This is a genomic window from Peribacillus muralis (assembly GCF_001645685.2).
GTDB lineage: Bacteria > Bacillota > Bacilli > Bacillales > DSM-1321 > Peribacillus > Peribacillus muralis_A.
Genome location: NZ_CP017080.1, coordinates 2811020 through 2829516 on the forward strand (window position 1 = coordinate 2811020; position 18497 = coordinate 2829516).

The window sequence follows — 18497 nt, forward strand, 5'->3', positions numbered from 1 at the left end:
TATAAGCCCGGTTGTGAACAAACTTACTTTATAATCGCCCATGTGCCCATGTATTAAATCTTTGTATTTTCTTCTAAACTACGGTAATAATGGTCAATATTAATGGATTGACCTTTATTTAACCTTGACTCTTCAGCAGCAAATGCCATTAGGTGACTTCTTACCGAAGCTAATGCGGATGAAACGCTATCCTGTTTATTTCCAAATTGAATTTCTCTCAAAAAAGTCCTTATGATGCTACTATCACCACCACCATGTCCGCCAATCGGATTGTCAAATTTTATAACCGTTTCATGCTTAGTGAGAAAATTAAAGATCGAAATACTATTTTCCTCCATGTTTCCACGTATTTCCCCTTTAGTTCCCATTATCTGAACAATACGTGTTTGCTCCCTAGTAAACCCGCACATACTAAATGTCGCTGTTGCCCCACCCTCGAATTCCATATTTACGACTTGATGATCCACCACGTTATTATCTGAGCGATAAACACATTTTCCGTATGGAGTATCATTTAATGCTTTTATGATTCCTTCATTCGTATAATCTTCTGTAAATTTCCTTGCCCACCCTCTACCTTCACCAAGATAATACCTTCCAGCATGATAGGGACATTCATATTCAACAGGACAACCATCCAAACATCTCTTTGGCGCTCCGACTGGTGCATTATCTTCTTTAAAATGCATAAGCGAACCATATGAACTTACACGTTTACAATCCCTGCCTATTACAAAAGAAATGATATCCATGTCATGACATGACTTTTGAAGAATCATTGGGCTCGTTCTTTCTTTATTATTCCAATTACCACGTACAAAACTATGAGACATATGCATCACTTCCACGTTTTCATTTAATTGCAGCGACACTACCTCTCCAATTTCCCCAGTGGAAATAACCTTTTTTATCGCTGTCCAAAACTCCGTATACCTCAATACATGACATATTGTAAGATTTCGATTATATTTTTGGGCTGCTTGTTCCATTGCAATGCATTCCATCGGATCTGGGGACATCGGTTTTTCCAAAAGAACATGATAGCCCAGTTCCAATGCTCTCATGGTCGGTTTATAATGATGGCGATCCAGTGTACATATGATTGCAATATCTGCTATTTTTCTTTTTAATTGGAATGCCTCCTCCCACGATTCAAAACTATTTTCAATGGAGATATTATGTTCTTTTTGAAATTTAATTCTTCTATCTTTATTCGGTTCTGCCACACCTGTAATCTTAAATTCATGAGGATTCTCTAAGGCATAAGGTGCGTACGCTCTCCCTCCTCTGTCACCTGCTCCGATAATTATTGCTGTCATTTGTTTCATGGCATATTCTCCCATCTTTGTTTTTCCAATCATTTTCCGGATTTTAGCCAAACGTTTTCCGATAAGTTTTAAAAAAAGAACCGCTCAGGTTCGTTTTATGTTAGAAGATTCTCGAATGACTAATTCAAACGGCAGTATAATTTTCACCGGGAGTTTAATTTTCCCTTCAACCATTTCTATAATCGTTTTAGCTGCCATTCTCCCCATTTCATATTTAGGAATATCTACCGTTGACAGCTGGGGTGACGAATATTTGCCCATCTCTAAATTATCTACTCCAAAGAATGCGATGTCCTCTGGAATTCTAATTTTATTTTCCCTGGCAGCTCTCATGGCAGCGATAGCCATCAAATCACTGGCGCAGACCATTGCTGTTGGCAGGTGCAACGGATTCTTTTTAATCAATCTTTTCATTTCCACATAGCTATTTTCCATTTTCCACCGTGTATTCAATACCCATTCAGGTTGGATTTCCAGTCCGGTTTCTTCCATGGCACGTTGAAAGCCTTTAAAACGATGTTCAGCATACAAATCTTCAAATGTTTCATTAACACCTCCACCAATAAAACCTATATCGCGGTGACCTTGCTTAACTAAATACTTAACAACCATCTTGATAGAAGCCGCGCGATCGTAATCAATGATCGCTATATTTTTATCTGCATAAAAAAAGTCCAACCCTACTAGTGGTATATATTGTTGAATATATTCGATCATATTATCATTAATCTTATCGATGAGAAGCAGTCCTTCAATCCCCAGATCATGAATGGTCTTAAGGAGCAGCGCCTCGTTTTCAAGTTCATCCTTAGTAATACTAATCAAGTTGTACTCATTATTGGTTAATTCATCACGAATGCCTGTATAAATATCTGCAAAGTACGGGTTAATCTCCGCTTGTTTGGGGTTGGCTACCCATCCAATCTTCATTGTTCTTACGTTCCGCTTCTCTTGCTTATTAGCAACTAAATTTCGGGCATGCTGATTTGGTATATACCCTAACTCTTTAACTGCCTCCCAAATTCTCGCTTTTGTTTCCTGGTTAACATTTCTAGTTTGATCATTTTGAATTACTCTCGAAACAGTTGAGATAGAAACTCCTACTTGTTCAGCAATATCCTTTAGCCTTATCACGAATAAAACACCTCTTAATTATGTACTTAACAGCCTTCTTAAATAGAATAACAAATATTGTATCCTTTTAAGAAATACTTTTGCATCTTTATTATGTCTTAAGAGAAGTTTTACTTTTTCCTATGGAATAATCATTTTAAAATTAAGTTAATGGGTTGTAGGTACAAGTTTAACCAAAAAAATATTCCAGCAAAATAATGTTCACGTTAACTTCAATTATTGACAGAAAATTTTAACTAATACAAATATACACTTTAAAAGTTATCCTGTCAACCCGACAACTAAAATGAATTTAAACCATAATTTGAGTCTTTTATCTTTGATAATTTATCATTTTATTTTTTTGTATGTTTAAAAAAGAAAACTCATAGACACATTGCTATGAGTGATTGAATCTTTATGTAAGTTCTGTGTAAAAACGGCAACGATCACCTCGAACGATGGAAATGCAAAATTCAACAGGCTTTCCATTGATATCATAAGCAGTTCTTTCAAGCAACAGAGCTGGACTGCCTTCTTCCGTTTGAAGGTACTCACTTTCTTCAGCACGAATAAGAACTGGTTCAAATGACTCCTTTGCTCTGGTTACTACAATATTAAATTGTTGTGAAAGTAAATCGTATAATGATACTTCACCAACTTTTTTAAGTTGCTCTGTATCTGAAGCCACGTTTTTCGGTATGAAAGATGATTCTAAAATATATGGTTCATCGTTGGCACAACGAAGGCGTTTCATTTCAATGACATTCTCATCTTCCCCAATCAGCAGCGCTTCCCTGATTTTTGAACTTGGATGTACTTCCTCTATTTTTAGAATGATATCTTTGGGATTCATTCCTTTTTCCTTTAATACTTTACTAAAGCTGTAAAACCCCATCAATGACTGATGCAATTTAGGTTTTGCCACGAAGGTACCTTTACCTTGAATTCGGTAGAGGATTCCTTCCTGTACTAACTCTTCAATAGCTTTTTTTGCAGTGTTCCGACTCACGCGAAATTGGTCCATTAATTGATTTTCAGATGGGATTTTATCACCGAGCGACCAATGACCATTTTCAATAGAACCCTTTAGCCTCTCCATTAATTGGTGATAAAGAGGTATTACACTTCCATGCTCCAGTGGTTTCATTATCATAAGCCTACCTTCCATCCAAACTTGCTTTTTACCAAATTATATCATCGACACTAATTGTGTCAAACCAGCAAGCACAGTTGTCTTAGGGTATGGTTTTACGATGGGTAATGAACAATCTATTAAGTTCTGTATTGTGTAGTAAGGTTCTCGACATTCGCCTCTTCCGCTAGCAAGGATCCCCTGTTTAAAAAAGTTATCCATTCACCCATTTCTAATCCGCCTAACAAACCGCTTCATGCTTACAGTGACATGGAATTCGAATTTTCACCATTTGTGGATCTCTTCTTTTTCAAAAGATCATTTAATTTTTCCGAGCCCAAGAACATCGCTGCCACAAAAAAGGCAATGAAAAACGGAAAAATCCCGATAGTTGTGTGAGATGCGATGAAGCCAAGCAGAGGCGGCATGGACATGCTGCCTGTATAGGCCATGGCCATTTGAAAGCCCATGATGGTCTGGGAATGTTCCTTTCCGAAGCGTGCTGGCGTTTCATGCAGCATACATGGGAAAATTGGAGCGAATCCTAATCCAATCATAATGAAACCTACAAGCAAGAAACCTGCCGGCAAAGGTAATAATAAAAGTACTGTTCCTAACAGGGCTGTCACCTGACCGAATCGTATCAGTGTACGATTTCTGACCTTTAATGTAATGAAGCCCGTAATGAACCTTCCGATCGTTATTCCTGCATAATATAAGGAAACCCATTTTGCCGCTGCATCAACAGGCAATTCCTTTACATTCACAAGGAAGCTGCTTCCCCAAAGTCCTATTGTAGCTTCGGCCCCGCAATAAAACAAAAAGGACACAAGAGCAAGCTTCACACCCTTGATTCGCAAAGGCTTTGTTTGTTTAGCCTCTTCTTCAAGCAAGGCACCAGCCTGTTCGTCCTTTTCTTCCGAAGACATGGCAGCACTGTTTTTTGCGATTTTATTCCATAAAGGAAGTGTGAAGAAAAGGATGACGACCAATGCAAACTGAATGCAGGCAATTGTAAGATACCCGCTTCTCCAAGAATTTTGCCCTGAAATGGACTGAGCCATAATGATCGGACCAAGGGTGGCACCGACTCCCCAAAAGCAATGCAACCAACTCATGTGGTGTGCTTTGTAATGTGTAGCAACATAATTGTTCAATCCAGCATCGACTGACCCTGCGCCTAATCCCAATGGTATGGCGAATATGACCAGCCAGACAACCGATGGAGCAAAATGAAACCCTAACAGGCTCCCCGCCGTCAGTAAGCAGCTCACAAAGGTGACATTTCCAGTCCCGAACCGTTTAAGGACGGCTCCGCTAGCTAAACTGGAAATGATGGTACCGCCTGCGATCGTCATGAAAAGCCAGCCAGCCGTTTCAAGCGGAGCACCATATTCCGCGCTCATCACCGGCCAAGCGACTCCTAACAATGAATCTGGTAAACCTAGGCTGATAAAAGCCAAATAGATGATCACTAAAAAAAATGTTGCCATGAATCTGCCTCCCGTTAAGTTGGTTTCTTGTTCTATTGTTGTCCCGTTGCGTTTCAGCTACTTTCTCCTGTAATCATCAGATTAAGGCCGAGAACCTGTAAGCCATATAAATAGTCTTGTTTCCAATCACTTGCTACAAGCTCTGGAAGATGTTTTTCCGGGATATATGTCGAGCTTCTTCCTGAAATTTGTTTCAATATTGTCTCGTCGACTTCATCATTGCAAAAAATGATTGTTTTTGGATTGATGATGGCTGTAAATGAAGCGACTAGCCTGCTGAACGCATCGATTTCATATTCCTCACGAATGGCCTTCTTCTCTGTCCGCTTTCCTTTTCCCAACGCTTGCAGGAAGTTTCGATCATCATACTGAGGGACAAAGGACACCTCTCCCGAAAAAAAGGTGCTCCCTCGAACCACGCCCCCGTTGATCAAGATTCCTGCACCTGGGCCATTTTGACCGGAATATAAATAAACGAGAGAATGATCGTGCTTGATTTTCCTCGTGTTGTGATAGCCAAGTACAGCAGCATTCATATCGTTTTCCACTACTATAGGTATCGAAAAATGATTTTCAAAATACCCTTTTAAATCAAAATCCTGAAGATGCTCATAGCCTGGAATAAAGAAAATCCGGCCATTATCAACAGATCCAGGCACCCCGACCGCCATGGAGCTCACCTGAGGATATTTATCCATGAGATCTTCAATATCCTTGGTTAGCAAACTAAATGCATCATCCTTTAAGGCAGGTGCCGTTTTTCCCTGCTCCTTCACTTCCCCGAAACAATTAAAAATCACATAATTCGTTTCATTCTCCTCCATGAATAAGGCCAAACCTAACTTATACTCTGGATTATATGTATATCTTTTTGCTCTTCGCCCACCACTTGAATCATCGAGACCTGTCAAAATAAGTTCGCCATCCTTCTCCATCTGCTGAAGAAATTTACTTATGGTCGGGAAACTGATTCCCAAATTTTCACTGAGCTCAACCTTTGTAGCACTTCCGCGTTCTAACAGGGCTGCTCGAATGCCATGAAGGATTGCCCTCTTCATGGATTTTGGCTTAGCCACTAATTCATCCATATCGTCACCACCTGCTTCCATTGACTTATTAAAGAAGTTTAATAAGTTCCGATTCAATATATCATATCCAGTTATTGAAAACAATGGATACTAGATTGTTATATTAATACATGCTGAAAACGCAAAGAAGCCTTCGTATCCACTACAAAGGCTGAGGGGATTGGCCTCCCTTTTTTTAAGATTATTTTTTTAAGGTGACAAATGTTGTATCGGCAAGATCCTGAAGAAAATCGGAGATAATGAGCAGCTCGCTTTCGCTGTACTTTTGTAAAAAATGTCCAAAGTTCATTTCCATTTCCTTATGTAATCTTTGATGGAGAATGAAAAGGTCTTGGCCAAGCGGTGTTGTATGGTACAGCACTTCTTTTTTATTGTTTGGGAGATATTCTGCTTTGATTAGTTTTTTTTCAATCAGCTTTCGGGTGATTTTAGATACACTGCCTTTGGGGATATTCAGCTGCCTTGAAATCGTTATGCCATTGACGGGCTCAAACCGTCCGATGCCATCAAGAACATGAAGCATCAGGGTCGTCATTCCCATAATCGTTTCGGTGATGGCATCATCGCTGCTGTTTTGCACTAACCATTGTTTCTCCTCGTCATTCTCCGATTCTCTTTCCATTAATTTAATAAAAGAATCCAGTATTTGTTGTTGTGAAGAATCATTCATAACATTAAGCCCCTCCTTTGAATACTTATCATAATTTCATTTTACTGATATATCAAGACATTGATCAATAATATTGTTTCTGAGAAACAATATTGACAACCGGTTAAAGCATTGATATTATTGTTTCCAGGAAACAATAATACCAATGCTTGTTAGGAGATGACCTGAATGAATCCAGTGATTGAAACAATAATGAGTCACCGCTCCATTCGCCAATTCAAGGATGAAAGAATTTCAAATGAACAAATTTCGTCCATCATAAAGGCAGCACAAATGGCCCCTTCTTCCCGATTCATGCAAACTTATTCGATTATTGGAATAACCAACCCGCTTATTAAAAAAGAATTAGGAAAGATCACTGGCTTAACCTATGTCGAAAACAATGGACACTTCCTACTATTTTGTGCCGATTTACATAGATTGACGATCAAAGCCTCCGATAAGGAAAAGCAAAACATGCAAGATATGCTTGAAAGTACCCAGTTTTATCAAATAGCGACGATAGATGCATCGTTAGCCGCGCAAAATGCTGCACTCGCAGCAGAATCCATGGGACTGGGAGTTGTCTATATTGGTGCCATCGCAAAAGGATTACCTGAAATAGACAAGTTGTTGAACATACCTTCCCATGTCATTCCTTTGTTCGGGATGGCAATCGGCTTTCCGGACCAGCAACCGGAAATTAAGCCTCGTTTACCGCTAGAGGCGGTTTACTTTGAAAATCAATACAATACCAATATGGATGAGCAGCAGGAGCTAATTGAAGGTTATGACCAAAAAATGAAAGCATATTATGAAACACGATCCGAAAATCAACGGGCGGATACATGGTCCTGTAAGAATATTGCTCTCTTTCAAAAAAAAGCGGATGCACATTTTTCACAATATGTAAAAGAAAAAAGAATGAATTTATTATAGAACGGTCTCAGCCCATGCTTTGACCGAATCCAGATAAACTGTTTTGTGAGGCACTATATTTCCTATCAATCACCTTATCTCATTGATTATAAGGTGATGGATAGGTTGCGTACGAAAATGAATTTTCCTTGAATAAGATAGGTCCCCTTACTATGACCTCTCCCTCTCCATATCGATTGTCAGCTGATAGCGGTCTGCTCGGTAGACAGATTTGGCAACTTCAAACGGCTTGTTTGTCTCGAGCCTGCTTATCCGTTCAATTCGCAATACGGGGGCACCTTCTGCAACCTCTAGCATCTCAGCCTCGATTTTTTGAGCGACGGAGGCCTCTATGGATTGCCTTCCAAACTGGATTTTCAGACCAAACGTTTTTTCTGCATGGCTATAAATGGAGGAAAAGGCCATTTCTTCCGTCAATCCCCCTGAAAGTACCTTCGAAAGATAGGCGGTTTCTAATGACATGGGCAAGTGGTCGGCCAGTCTTACCCGTTTCAACTCAAGAATTGGCGTTCCTGCTTCCACCTCAAGTTTAGCTGCCAGATCAAGTTCAGCTTTGATCTCTGATAAACTGATTACACGTGTACTTGGCTCAAGCCCCCTAGCTAGCATATCTTCGGAAAAGCTGGTCAAACCTTGCAGGGGCTGCACGATTTTTTGGTGGGTAACGAATGTTCCAATACCTCGCTGCCTATATAAGTATCCATCATTCACAAGATTAGTTATGGCTTGTCTAACCGTCATCCTGCTTATTTTGTATTTTTCCGTATATTCCCTTTCAGAAGGAATCATCTCACCTGGCATTAATTGATGGGTATGAATTGCTTTTTTAATCGCTTCTTCAAGTTGATAGTATATCGGAAGCGGCGAATTCTTGTAGATCATTTAGGATACATCATCCTTTCATCTAGATGTAGGACAGCCAAAATACCTGTTTGGAACCTACCGAAATATATACCCTCGTCCTAACAAAAATCCACATTACATTCACTTTTCCGGCGTTTCCTTATTTCTTTTCGTGAATTTCAAGACAGATTCCCTTGAACGTTCAATCCCATTTTTATTTTCGTTATAATATTTTGAAACATACGCATAGAAAATAATGCTGACCGTTAAAAGTTGTGCGAACAACGAGCTTGTTGCTGCACTTCGGAATTTAGCCTCCGGTGCACGTACATGCTGTAAAGGCATATCGACTTTTTTCGTTAACCCATTGTCGCCCAAACGCGATAATCCAATCGTTTTAATGCCATAAGCTTTAGCGATATCAACAAGCTGCAGGACTTCTTCGGTTTCACCACTATTGGAAATACAGAAAAAAACGGTATTTTTTGATGCTGCCGCAAGCGCTGTCGCCGTAATATGAGGATCTTGATTTGCACTTACGATTTTGCCCAATCGTAGCCATTTCTGTGTGATATCCTCCGCGATGAGCCATGAAGCCCCCAGGCCATAAACATAAATGACATCAGCTACCCTCATGGTTTCGACTATTTGATCAAGGATGGCTTCATCCAAATAGTGTGCTGTTTCTTGTATGGCCTGAACGGAGTTGGAAACGATTTTATCTTTAATGGAGGCGATCGTTTCGTCAGGTTCTATGTCATGGAAGCCTTTTTTTTCCGGTTGCGAAATAAGCGATGATAAAGATACCTTTAGTTCTGAAAAACTGTTGACTTTTATGGAACGGCAAAACCTTGTTACAGCAGAACTGCTGGCATCGGCGTGAGCAGCTAATTCATGAATGGTCATTCTTACGATATCCTTTGGGTGTTCTAAAATATATTGGGCGATTTTTCTTTCTGATTTTGGCAACTGATTCAGTAGACTTTCAATTCTCAATAAAATATTCTCGACGTGCATATCATGGCTCCCTCGATCTTGTATTAAGTAATATGATTCAACGCTATGTAATAGCAGCCCAGCGTAGATGAAACCTCATCCACGATAAAGGTCACTTCTGGTTTTTCAAGTTTAATATGATTGAAAAAGGAGCTTCGGACCGTTGGGATATGGGTGAGAATGCTGCCTTTTATTGCAATTGTAACATTCTCTCCAACATTTAACTTCCTGCAAACATCGAGGGCGTTCTTTGCAAGGTGATAACCTGCCTGAATAAGAATATTTTTTGAGAACTCATCACCTGAATCCGCTTGTTTGACAATGAACGGAACATATGCGGCAATTTCGGCTTTCGTTGCGGAATAGATGAATTTTTTCAATTCCCCTACACTTCGATAGCCCAGTTTTGTCAGGATCGCCTCCGTTAGTTGGCTATGTTCCAGACCTTCGTCTTCTTGTTTTGTCATGTTGATAAAAGCCTTCATCGCTATCCAATAGCCGCTTCCTTCGTCTCCAAGGAGATGACCCCAGCCTCCAGCCATTTCTTCGGCACCATCATGGATGCCGATACTTACAGCTCCGGTTCCTGAAATCGTCAATACCCCATCATTTCCTTTTAATAAGGCAGCATGGGCAATGATTCCATCATTAACGATCGTAAAGGGGATATCGAATGCCTTCTTTAATGCACTTTTTAGGACTTGTTGGTTTTTCACCCCACCATATCCCGCTAATCCTAAGCAAATGTAAAGGCAGATTCCATCATCAATTGAAGCCTTGCATTGTTCAATGGCCTGGATGATGTTCGCAATCGCTTGGTCTTCATTTATGAGCAGGTTGCCAAACCCGGCATTGCCTTCACTTATTTTATGCCCCGCTAGCCCATAAGCGACTGCCTCTGTTTTAGTGCCGCCACCATCAACACCGATAATATACTTCATTATCATTCTCCTATTCATTAAAAAAAGGGAGGAATCTTTAATGTTCCTTCCCTTTTCGCCTTTAAACGACTAATTCAAACTGAATTGAAATTTACCCCATGGCTCCAAATGATCCAAAAGGAAAATTTCCTCCTCAGTGATACGGCCCACTACGTTCGTTTTTCCTGAGTTTTTCATATCCTTCAAGGCAATCTGCAATTCACCTTTATATTGTCCGTACAGCTCATTTTCGATTAAAAGGTCTCCGCGTTTAATATCCGGCGTGAATGTCGGTTTAAATTCCTCATTCTTATACTTGACGCGAGATTGAGTCGAACGAATAAGATAATCGGACACATCTCCACGGTAAAAATGAAATTCTTCCAAGACGATTTTTTTCTCTAAATCCGTTATCGTTTCATGAAGATCCACATTGAATGTTAACAATCCACTATTCAGCAAGCTAAGCTGTTTCAATTCCGCTTCAGATGCATAGGCATTTGCAATGATTACATCATCTATTAATCCAGTTGCAAACAGGTGCTTCGCTTGTGTAGCACTCGCTAATTCCCGGTGCATCTCCAAAGTACATAGCCCCTCTGTTATAGGCCAAGGGCCAAACGTGGCCGCTTGTGAGCTAATGAAGGCTGCCGTGCGAATGTTATGTTTTTTGAAGGTTTGACAGCATTTCACAAAATGTGAATAGCTCAATCCTGCATAACGATGAGGATAGAAGTTGTGTGATCCAACCAAGTTACCTTTTTTCGGTTTGTAATTCATGATATTATCCAGATAATTCGTTGCATTGCTCATGTTTATTTCAATTTTCAAATCATATGGGTTATGTGTCATGATCGATTCTTCATTCCCTGTAAAGCCCATATCCAGCCTAATTCCATATGCACCTAATTCAGAAAAAAATGATAGGTCGTCGTAAGAAATGCCCAGAGTTCCAAAAACCCGCGGCGCAATATCCACCATCACTTCCATATTCAATTGGTTGGCAAAGCTGATCGTTTCTTTGAAATCCTTCATGATTTTCTCTTTATCGCCTTCAACGGATAGCAGGCAAGTAAAAATCTTTTTGAAACCGTACTTATGTGCCAATGCAATGTATTCCATGTCTTTTGCTACGGTTGAATGTTCTGGGTAGATGGAAATACCTAGTTTGCCCATTTGTTTCACCTCTATCTTTATTTACTGTTGTGGGGATAATTTTTTTATGATCCGAATCATATGTTCAATCAACTTTTGTTCACTCAATGCCGTCATCAGGTGATCTTGCGCATGAATCATCAATAAAGTCTTTTCACTTGGAACTCCGTTCAATTCAGCTTGAATTAGCTTCGTTTGTGTTTTATGAGCCAAATTCAATTCTTCCTGAACTTGTTTAACCAATTCATCCGCTTTTTCAAAATTAAATTCTTCCGCTTCCGATAAGGCTTCAAATGCCAGGCTTCTCGCATTTCCGCTATGTGATATGATTTCGAAGATTTCCATTTCGTTATTGTTCAGTTCAGTTGACATAGTTACACACTCCCGTATATGTTCAATATTGTAAGTTGTGTTTTCATTAAGCTGTATTCGCATGCTTTGCTACCATTCACCAAATAATGCGGTGTGGTTGAATTTCCCCTCCAATGCTCGCGTAACCAAAGGGCTCACTCGATCCGCCGCTCCAATCAACTTTAAAGCGTTTCGTTTTAACTAGGAAAGGGTTGAAGTCCACACGCCGTCCGGGAAGGATTGGATTTAGCCTTGGTTGTTCAACAAAGCATTGTCAGTGAAGAATTGTGGTAAGTGCTCCTCATGCGCCGCCAACAGCTTTTGCAAAACCGCTTCAGCCAGATCATCACTGGGGATCAGCGGGTTTATGGTTAATGCAAGCAAAGCTTTGTCATAGGAGCCTGTAACAGCTGCTTCAGCGCCCATTCTTTCAAACGATTTAATTTGCTGAATCAAGCCCAGTATTTGGACAGGCAGTTTTCCCATTGTCATTGGGATGGGTCCATTTTTGGTGACGATGCAGCTTACTTCGACAGCGGATTCAAAGTCGATTTCGGCAAGAGCACCATTGTTTTTCACATTCAGAACTTGAATGTCCTTTTTGTCATTGTAAATGGAAGATATGACATTACAGGCAGCATCGCTATAGTATGCTCCGCCACGCTGCTCCAATTGTGGCGGCTTGATGGCAAGGGCATCATCCTTGTATAGCTCAAACAAGCCTTCTTCCAATGTTTTGACAATTTCAGCCCGGGTTTGCCCTGATTTGAATGCTTCCAACTCTTCTTCTAAAATGGTACTTGTTTTGTAATAATAACGATGGTATGGGCAGGGTACAACACCTAATGATTTCAGGAATCTCCTGTTCCAAGGAAGCGGGGCAATATTCTTCATCGTCAATTGAATTTCTGGATTGGCGAGCATTTCAAGCACTTCATTGGTCACTTCCCGATCATCAACGAATACATGAATTCCGAAAACCATATGGTTCAGTCCCGCAAAGTCTATATGTACTCTTTTCATTTCCACACCCAGCATTTTGGAAATGGACAAATGCATATTAAACGGCACATTGCATACTCCAATGACCTTTTTGTGGCTGCTATAGCGGAGAAGTGCTTCCGTTACCATTCCAGCTGGGTTTGTGAAGTTAATCAACCATGCGTCCGGGCATAGCTCTTGCATTTCCTCAGCGATTTCAAGGAGAACGGGTATCGTCCGCAGTCCTTTAAACAAACCACCAGCCCCATTCGTTTCCTGACCGATCAGTCCTAGTTCCAATGGAATCCGTTCATCTTTCACTCGTGCATCGAGTAAGCCGACCCTCATTTGCGTAGTGACAAAATCTGCATTTTGCAAGGCTTGACGTCGATCCAATGTAAGATGGATTTCCATGGGCACTCCCGCTTTTTCAACCATCCTCCTAGCCAAACTCCCCACGATCTCAAGCTTTTCTTTTCCTGCTTCAATGTCCACTAACCAAAGTTCTTTAATGGGCAGCTCATCAAAACGTTTAATGAAACCTTCTATCAATTCCGGTGTATAACTGGATCCGCCTCCAATGGTGGCTATCTTCAACCCTTTTGACTCATTCATTTTCCCATCACCTCTTTCTAAAGCTTTTATGCAAAGATGATTGCATAACAAACAACGACGCTGACTGCCAGTAAAGACAGGAATAATAGTGACGCCTGTTTCTTGTTTTTAAACTTACCTTCAACCAAACATATAACCATCGTCAACCCTGCGCTTATCGCGAATGTATTTCCTAAGTAGAGGGATAATTGCTTATCCATACCGAGGGCATTCATCATTGCGTTAAAGATAAAATTAAAAACAAGAATGAAACTGAAAAAGAAAAAGGCACTTTTGTAACTGAAGAAGTGAATTCTGGATGTTGAATTCATGTTTATCCTCCCTTTCCTTATAATAAGAAAAGGAGTCTGGAGCAATTGATCCAAACTCCTTTTTAGATAGTGCTTATAAAGCGATTTTTTTATTTTCCGTTGTTTCTACCGTGTTTTCCTGCGCCAAAAGCTTTTTATCGTACATTTTAAAGAATGGCAGATATATAATAACCGAGATTGCTAAATTGACCATTACTAAAATGATCGCTCTCCAATCACCGCCTGTTGATAGGTAGGCGCCTATTGGAGCAGGCAAGGTCCAAGGAACCATGACATAGGTTGGATTCACTAGCCCAATGGATGTTGCGATATACGCAAGTGTTGCACCAATCAGTGGGGTTATGATAAATGGAATGATCAATACTGGGTTCAGTACAATGGGCATTCCAAAAATAACCGGTTCATTGATGTTAAAAATACTTGGGACGATCGTAGCTTTCCCCATCGCTTTACTGTAAGACGATTTTGCCGTTAAGAGCATAGCGATGACAAGGCCCAATGTTGCACCAGACCCTCCAATCCAGATGAACCACTGGAAAAATGTTTCAGGAGCTATGTGCGGAATTGCCTTTCCAGCTGCAACCGCTGCGGAGTTATTCGCTAAGTACACTTCCCAAACCGGCCTGGCAACGGCGCCCACAACTGACACGCCATGAATGCCAAACGACCAGAAGAATGTAATCAAGAACACCGGAACCAATACACCTGGCAAAGTATCACCTGCACTAATCAATGGTGCAACCGCTTTATCGACAAGGGAATGTAAATCAACAGCAAAGACGACTGTAACCAACGTCATGACAAGCAGGACGATTGTAACCGGTATCAATGCTTCGAATGAACGGGCCACTGATGTTGGCACCGAATCCGGCATTTTAATGGTGATGTTTTTCGTCTTGCATAGCCGCAAGGTTTCCACGGCAAAAATGGATACAAGCATTCCCACAAATAGACCATGGCCTCCGAGATTTGTCATCGGCAGCACAAACCCCACGTCTTCCATCGTTTTTACGCCGATTGTGAACAAGAAGGCGGCCAGTGATAGTAGCCCTCCTGATAATGGATCAAGTTTATAGCTTTGGGATAAGCTGTAGCCTATACCAAATGTTATATAAAGCGTCATGATGAACATCGTTAACCGATATGGAATCAATATTTCCGCAATGTGTTTTGCTGACCATTCACCTATAGCCGAGTCTGCTGAAACAGGCGGGAAAGCAATGATTAAAAACAAACTCCCAAAGATGATGAATGGCAACGCAGAAACCACTCCATCCCGAATTGCCCGTAAATGCTTTTGCTCAGACAGTTTTGCCATCGGAGTTGAAAGATTATTTTCTAAAAACGCTACAAACTTGTCCATGGTTGTTTTCCCCTTTTACTTAAAATAGATAAGAAGCCCTCAATCGTTGATTATTTTACTAGTTCAGTTACGAGTTTCAAGAGCTTAGGGCCGCCAAGAGGGCTGTAAGCTTGAGCGGGTATCGCCTCACATGGCACTCCCGCATCATCTGCGGAAGCCTTGAAGCCGTCAAAACGATGCTTTACCTGAGGTGCCACCATGGCAACATCCCAGCCGTTTCGAACCTCTGAATCGAATTCCTGCGTGCCCACTGCTAACACTTCAATGTTCATACCTTGTTTTTCGCCTTCCTTTTTTAAAGCGCTTACAACGATTGCACTTGACATTCCACCTGAACATACGAATAATACCTTCATCATTTATTCCTCCCTATTTTTTATTAAAAGCTTAGATCGTTTTTCTGATGAATCCTCGTGCTTTTTCCAAACGATTTGCAGCTTCTTCATATGAAACATTCGTTAAAATCATCACGATGGCAATTTTAGGCTGTGAATGTGCCTTTGCTAAATATTCATCTGCCACGTCATAACTGCAGTCGGTGGCATCCATGATAATCCGTTTTGCCCGTTCGACCAGCTTTTCGTTTGTCAACTGTAAATCCACCATTAAATTCCCATAAACTTTCCCGATGCCCACCATTGAAGCTGTGGAAAGCATGTTGCATACGAGCTTTTGGGCCGTTCCCGCTTTCAATCGTGTTGAACCAGTCAGTACTTCAGGACCGTTAACGACTTCAATGGCAACTTTGGCGATTTTCCCTATCTCTGAACCTTTGTTACAGCTTATTGAGATGGTGCCTGCGCCAACTGAATTGGCATATTCAAGACCGGCAATAACATATGGCGTACGCCCGCTTGCCGCAATGCCGACAACTACATCTTCACTTGTTAATTCGATTTTCTTTAGATCCTCAGGACCTAATTCAAAGCTGTCTTCCGCACCTTCTACCGCTTTAATGAAAGCTTTTTCTCCTCCTGCTATAAGACCCACCACTTCCCCTGGGTCAGTATTGAAGGTAGGGGGACATTCCACGGCATCCAACAAACCGATGCGTCCGCTCGTTCCGGCACCCATATAGATCAATCTGCCCTTCTCATTCATCGCAGAAACAATCATATCCACGGCCTTTGAAATTTGCGGAATTTCCTTTTTAACACATTGTGCAACCTTCAGGTCTTCCTCGTTCATCACTTCTAAAAATTCCATCGTTTTCATTTCATCCAAACTCATGGTCTTTTCGTTTCGACGTTCTGTCGTTAAATGCTCTAACATGCCTATCATCCTTTTTATTTCTGTAATGATGCTGTTGAATCTCTAAAAAGAATATAACACTACTAAAAATAAATTTCAATATAGTATATACATTTTTGAAAATTAATTTTAAAATAAGCGTAATACATCGATATTATGTTATTTCCTGGCTTCCTGCTTACAGTTGTCGCTTCATATGCTTTCACTTTTTTTAACAGGCATTCCTTGTCATGGCTTAGGTGAACTATGTATATTCATTATTTGTTAACGCTTACAAATAATCATATAAAAAATTAGAAGCTGAAAAGAGGTTGTACGATTGATGAATGAAATTATGACAAAGAGAAAACTAGGTTCATTGGCGCTGACTGCTTTGGTGGGAGGATCACTTCTCCTTCCCTCAAACCTGATGGCAGGAGCAGAAGCTCACTCCCCCTCTCCCCAAACTGCCTATGTAAAGCAGGAATTGCGTGCCACTTGGATTGCAAGTGTGTTAAATATCGACTGGCCTTCCAAGCCCGGCTTGTCCGTTACGGCCCAGAAGGAAGAATTCATGAAGTATTTGGACGAACAAAAGGCAATGGGGATGAACGCTGTCGTCATGCAGATCAAACCGACGGCCGATGCTTTTTATCCTTCCCGCTATGGGCTTTGGTCACAGTATTTAACAGGTGTTCAAGGAAAGGATCCAGGATACAATCCCCTTTCATTCATGATCAAAGAAGCCCACAAACGAAATATGGAATTTCACGCCTGGTTCAATCCTTATCGAATCACCATGCCTTTAGGGAAGACGGCTGAACTCTCGGATCTTGATAAACTGCCAGAAACCCATCCAGCCAGGCTGCATCCGAATTGGGTCATCCCCTATGGTCAGCAATTATACTTTGATCCAGGCATCCCTGAAGTACAGCAGTTCGTGATTGACGGTATCATGGAAGTTGTAAAGAAGTATGATATTGACGCGGTTCACATGGACGATTATTTCTACCCATATAAGATCGCCGGCATACCTTTTCCAGATGAAGCTTCCTATCAAAGATATGGGGCAAGTGAGTTTTCGAATGTAGAAGATTGGCGCAGGGATAATGTTAATAATCTAGTTAAACATATCAATGAACACATCAAAGCGGAAAAATCATATGTGAAGTTTGGTATCAGTCCGTTTGGAGTATGGCGTAACAAAGCAATTGATCCGACAGGCTCAGACACCGCTGCCGGGCAAACCAACTATGATGATTTATATGCCGATACAAGAACATGGATCAATCATGGCTACATCGATTACATTGCACCTCAATTATACTGGAATATAGGGCTGCCTGTAGCTGACTATGCGAAGCTTCTTGAATGGTGGACTAAAGAAGTCAAAGGTAAGAATGTGCAGCTTTATATTGGACAAGCGGATTATAAAATCAATACAGAGTCCAACGAGGTGCAAAACTGGTTTGATCCGGAAGAACTGCCGAACCAGATAAAATTAAATCGATCTTTCCAGGAGTTCGATGGCAGCATGCATTTCAGTGCGAAAGATTTACGGAAGAACCCACTTGGGATAGCGGACCGGCTGCGTGAAGACATTTATCGCTATCCAGCTTTGGTTCCATCGATGCCTTGGATAGATAATGAAGCACCTAAAGCTCCCCAGGTTGGAAAGGCAAAACAAAAGGGTGCCCCAATCCAATTCGAAATTCGCGACCACAAGCATTCAGATGCTTCGTATTATGCCATATATCGTTTCAATGGGAAGCATAAAGGAAATATTGCGGAACCAAAGAACCTACTGGCTACAGTCCGTAAAGAAGCGAAAGACCAACTATTTAACGATCGCACCGTCGAAAAAGGGCAAACTTACACATATGTAGTGACGGCCTTGGACCGTACTCATAACGAAAGCAAGCAAGCCAATCAGATTACCATTAAAGTAAGATAACATCCCTCAAATTTATAAAACTAACAAAAGTGG

Annotated in this window: 18 protein-coding genes; 2 read left to right on the forward strand and 16 right to left on the reverse strand. The window is 40.9% G+C overall.

From position 1 onward, the window contains the following. Nucleotides 1-53: 53 nt before the first annotated feature. From ABE28_RS13620 to ABE28_RS13645, 6 genes are all read right to left on the reverse strand, one after another. On the reverse strand, nucleotides 54-1328 hold the full coding sequence (locus ABE28_RS13620) for a Gfo/Idh/MocA family protein (protein WP_064463632.1): 1275 nt from the start codon (nucleotides 1326-1328) through the stop codon (nucleotides 54-56). An 84-nt stretch (nucleotides 1329-1412) separates the two neighbouring features. After that, on the reverse strand, nucleotides 1413-2462 hold the full coding sequence (locus tag ABE28_RS13625) for a LacI family DNA-binding transcriptional regulator (RefSeq protein WP_064462835.1): 1050 nt from the start codon (nucleotides 2460-2462) through the stop codon (nucleotides 1413-1415). Nucleotides 2463-2859: 397 nt separating this feature from the next. Continuing rightward, nucleotides 2860-3597 carry a GntR family transcriptional regulator gene (locus ABE28_RS25965; RefSeq protein ID WP_306807294.1) on the reverse strand — a complete coding sequence of 246 codons (738 nt, stop codon included), beginning with the start codon at nucleotides 3595-3597 and terminating at the stop codon, nucleotides 2860-2862. 239 nt (nucleotides 3598-3836) lie between these two features. Next, nucleotides 3837-5069: an MFS transporter gene (locus ABE28_RS13635; RefSeq protein WP_064462837.1), complete on the reverse strand. Its 1233-nt coding sequence runs from the start codon at nucleotides 5067-5069 to the stop codon at nucleotides 3837-3839. Nucleotides 5070-5122: 53 nt separating this feature from the next. Then, the gene (locus tag ABE28_RS13640; RefSeq protein WP_064462839.1) at nucleotides 5123-6157 is read right to left on the reverse strand and encodes an ROK family transcriptional regulator; all 1035 of its coding nucleotides are present in this window, start codon (nucleotides 6155-6157) and stop codon (nucleotides 5123-5125) included. A gap of 181 nt (nucleotides 6158-6338) precedes the next feature. After that, nucleotides 6339-6827 carry a winged helix DNA-binding protein gene (locus ABE28_RS13645; RefSeq protein ID WP_064462841.1) on the reverse strand — a complete coding sequence of 163 codons (489 nt, stop codon included), beginning with the start codon at nucleotides 6825-6827 and terminating at the stop codon, nucleotides 6339-6341. Between the two features lie 168 nt (nucleotides 6828-6995). On the opposite strand from ABE28_RS13645, the gene nfsA reads away from it, so the two are divergent. Then, the gene (gene nfsA, locus ABE28_RS13650; protein ID WP_064462843.1) at nucleotides 6996-7745 is read left to right on the forward strand and encodes an oxygen-insensitive NADPH nitroreductase; all 750 of its coding nucleotides are present in this window, start codon (nucleotides 6996-6998) and stop codon (nucleotides 7743-7745) included. Nucleotides 7746-7895: 150 nt separating this feature from the next. On the opposite strand, the gene ABE28_RS13655 is transcribed toward nfsA, so the two are convergent. The 10 genes from ABE28_RS13655 to murQ form a co-directional block, all read right to left on the reverse strand. Beyond that, nucleotides 7896-8627, reverse strand: coding sequence for a GntR family transcriptional regulator (locus tag ABE28_RS13655; RefSeq protein ID WP_064462845.1), 732 nt, complete (start codon nucleotides 8625-8627; stop codon nucleotides 7896-7898). Nucleotides 8628-8729: 102 nt separating this feature from the next. Continuing rightward, nucleotides 8730-9605, reverse strand: coding sequence for a MurR/RpiR family transcriptional regulator (locus ABE28_RS13660; RefSeq protein ID WP_064462847.1), 876 nt, complete (start codon nucleotides 9603-9605; stop codon nucleotides 8730-8732). 23 nt (nucleotides 9606-9628) lie between these two features. Continuing rightward, complete coding sequence (locus ABE28_RS13665) at nucleotides 9629-10525, reverse strand: N-acetylglucosamine kinase (protein WP_064462849.1); 897 nt, start codon at nucleotides 10523-10525, stop codon at nucleotides 9629-9631. A gap of 69 nt (nucleotides 10526-10594) precedes the next feature. Next, entirely contained in the window at nucleotides 10595-11680 is a 1086-nt protein-coding gene (locus tag ABE28_RS13670) for a DUF871 domain-containing protein (RefSeq protein ID WP_064462851.1), read from the reverse strand. A gap of 21 nt (nucleotides 11681-11701) precedes the next feature. Continuing rightward, nucleotides 11702-12031 carry a PTS lactose/cellobiose transporter subunit IIA gene (locus ABE28_RS13675; protein WP_064462853.1) on the reverse strand — a complete coding sequence of 110 codons (330 nt, stop codon included), beginning with the start codon at nucleotides 12029-12031 and terminating at the stop codon, nucleotides 11702-11704. Between the two features lie 225 nt (nucleotides 12032-12256). Then, entirely contained in the window at nucleotides 12257-13606 is a 1350-nt protein-coding gene (locus ABE28_RS13680; protein ID WP_064462854.1) for a 6-phospho-beta-glucosidase, read from the reverse strand. 26 nt (nucleotides 13607-13632) lie between these two features. Continuing rightward, complete coding sequence (locus ABE28_RS13685) at nucleotides 13633-13917, reverse strand: hypothetical protein (protein ID WP_064462856.1); 285 nt, start codon at nucleotides 13915-13917, stop codon at nucleotides 13633-13635. A 73-nt stretch (nucleotides 13918-13990) separates the two neighbouring features. Further along, nucleotides 13991-15280, reverse strand: coding sequence for a PTS sugar transporter subunit IIC (locus tag ABE28_RS13690; protein WP_064462858.1), 1290 nt, complete (start codon nucleotides 15278-15280; stop codon nucleotides 13991-13993). A 50-nt stretch (nucleotides 15281-15330) separates the two neighbouring features. Then, nucleotides 15331-15636 carry a PTS sugar transporter subunit IIB gene (locus ABE28_RS13695; RefSeq protein ID WP_064462860.1) on the reverse strand — a complete coding sequence of 102 codons (306 nt, stop codon included), beginning with the start codon at nucleotides 15634-15636 and terminating at the stop codon, nucleotides 15331-15333. Between the two features lie 31 nt (nucleotides 15637-15667). After that, the gene (murQ, locus tag ABE28_RS13700; RefSeq protein ID WP_257390586.1) at nucleotides 15668-16561 is read right to left on the reverse strand and encodes an N-acetylmuramic acid 6-phosphate etherase; all 894 of its coding nucleotides are present in this window, start codon (nucleotides 16559-16561) and stop codon (nucleotides 15668-15670) included. A gap of 379 nt (nucleotides 16562-16940) precedes the next feature. Between murQ and ABE28_RS13705 the strand changes: the two genes are divergently transcribed. After that, on the forward strand, nucleotides 16941-18464 hold the full coding sequence (locus tag ABE28_RS13705) for a glycoside hydrolase family 10-like protein (protein ID WP_156775950.1): 1524 nt from the start codon (nucleotides 16941-16943) through the stop codon (nucleotides 18462-18464). Nucleotides 18465-18497 lie beyond the last annotated feature (33 nt).

What these genes read in the sequence shown, in the direction of transcription:
- ABE28_RS13675 (WP_064462853.1), bottom strand. Translation starts at nt 12,031, where the DNA reads ATGTCAACTGAACTGAACAATAACGAAATGGAAATCTTCGAAATCATA.
- ABE28_RS13695 (WP_064462860.1), bottom strand. Translation starts at nt 15,636, where the DNA reads ATGAAGGTATTATTCGTATGTTCAGGTGGAATGTCAAGTGCAATCGTT.
- ABE28_RS13640 (WP_064462839.1), bottom strand. Translation starts at nt 6,157, where the DNA reads ATGGATGAATTAGTGGCTAAGCCAAAATCCATGAAGAGGGCAATCCTT.
- ABE28_RS13685 (WP_064462856.1), bottom strand. Translation starts at nt 13,917, where the DNA reads ATGAATTCAACATCCAGAATTCACTTCTTCAGTTACAAAAGTGCCTTT.
- murQ (WP_257390586.1), bottom strand. Translation starts at nt 16,561, where the DNA reads ATGATAGGCATGTTAGAGCATTTAACGACAGAACGTCGAAACGAAAAG.
- ABE28_RS13705 (WP_156775950.1), top strand. Translation starts at nt 16,941, where the DNA reads ATGGCAGGAGCAGAAGCTCACTCCCCCTCTCCCCAAACTGCCTATGTA.
- ABE28_RS25965 (WP_306807294.1), bottom strand. Translation starts at nt 3,597, where the DNA reads ATGATAATGAAACCACTGGAGCATGGAAGTGTAATACCTCTTTATCAC.
- ABE28_RS13680 (WP_064462854.1), bottom strand. Translation starts at nt 13,606, where the DNA reads ATGAATGAGTCAAAAGGGTTGAAGATAGCCACCATTGGAGGCGGATCC.
- ABE28_RS13690 (WP_064462858.1), bottom strand. Translation starts at nt 15,280, where the DNA reads ATGGACAAGTTTGTAGCGTTTTTAGAAAATAATCTTTCAACTCCGATG.
- ABE28_RS13620 (WP_064463632.1), bottom strand. Translation starts at nt 1,328, where the DNA reads ATGAAACAAATGACAGCAATAATTATCGGAGCAGGTGACAGAGGAGGG.
- nfsA (WP_064462843.1), top strand. Translation starts at nt 6,996, where the DNA reads ATGAATCCAGTGATTGAAACAATAATGAGTCACCGCTCCATTCGCCAA.
- ABE28_RS13660 (WP_064462847.1), bottom strand. Translation starts at nt 9,605, where the DNA reads ATGCACGTCGAGAATATTTTATTGAGAATTGAAAGTCTACTGAATCAG.
- ABE28_RS13635 (WP_064462837.1), bottom strand. Translation starts at nt 5,069, where the DNA reads ATGGCAACATTTTTTTTAGTGATCATCTATTTGGCTTTTATCAGCCTA.
- ABE28_RS13665 (WP_064462849.1), bottom strand. Translation starts at nt 10,525, where the DNA reads ATGAAGTATATTATCGGTGTTGATGGTGGCGGCACTAAAACAGAGGCA.
- ABE28_RS13645 (WP_064462841.1), bottom strand. Translation starts at nt 6,827, where the DNA reads ATGAATGATTCTTCACAACAACAAATACTGGATTCTTTTATTAAATTA.
- ABE28_RS13670 (WP_064462851.1), bottom strand. Translation starts at nt 11,680, where the DNA reads ATGGGCAAACTAGGTATTTCCATCTACCCAGAACATTCAACCGTAGCA.
- ABE28_RS13655 (WP_064462845.1), bottom strand. Translation starts at nt 8,627, where the DNA reads ATGATCTACAAGAATTCGCCGCTTCCGATATACTATCAACTTGAAGAA.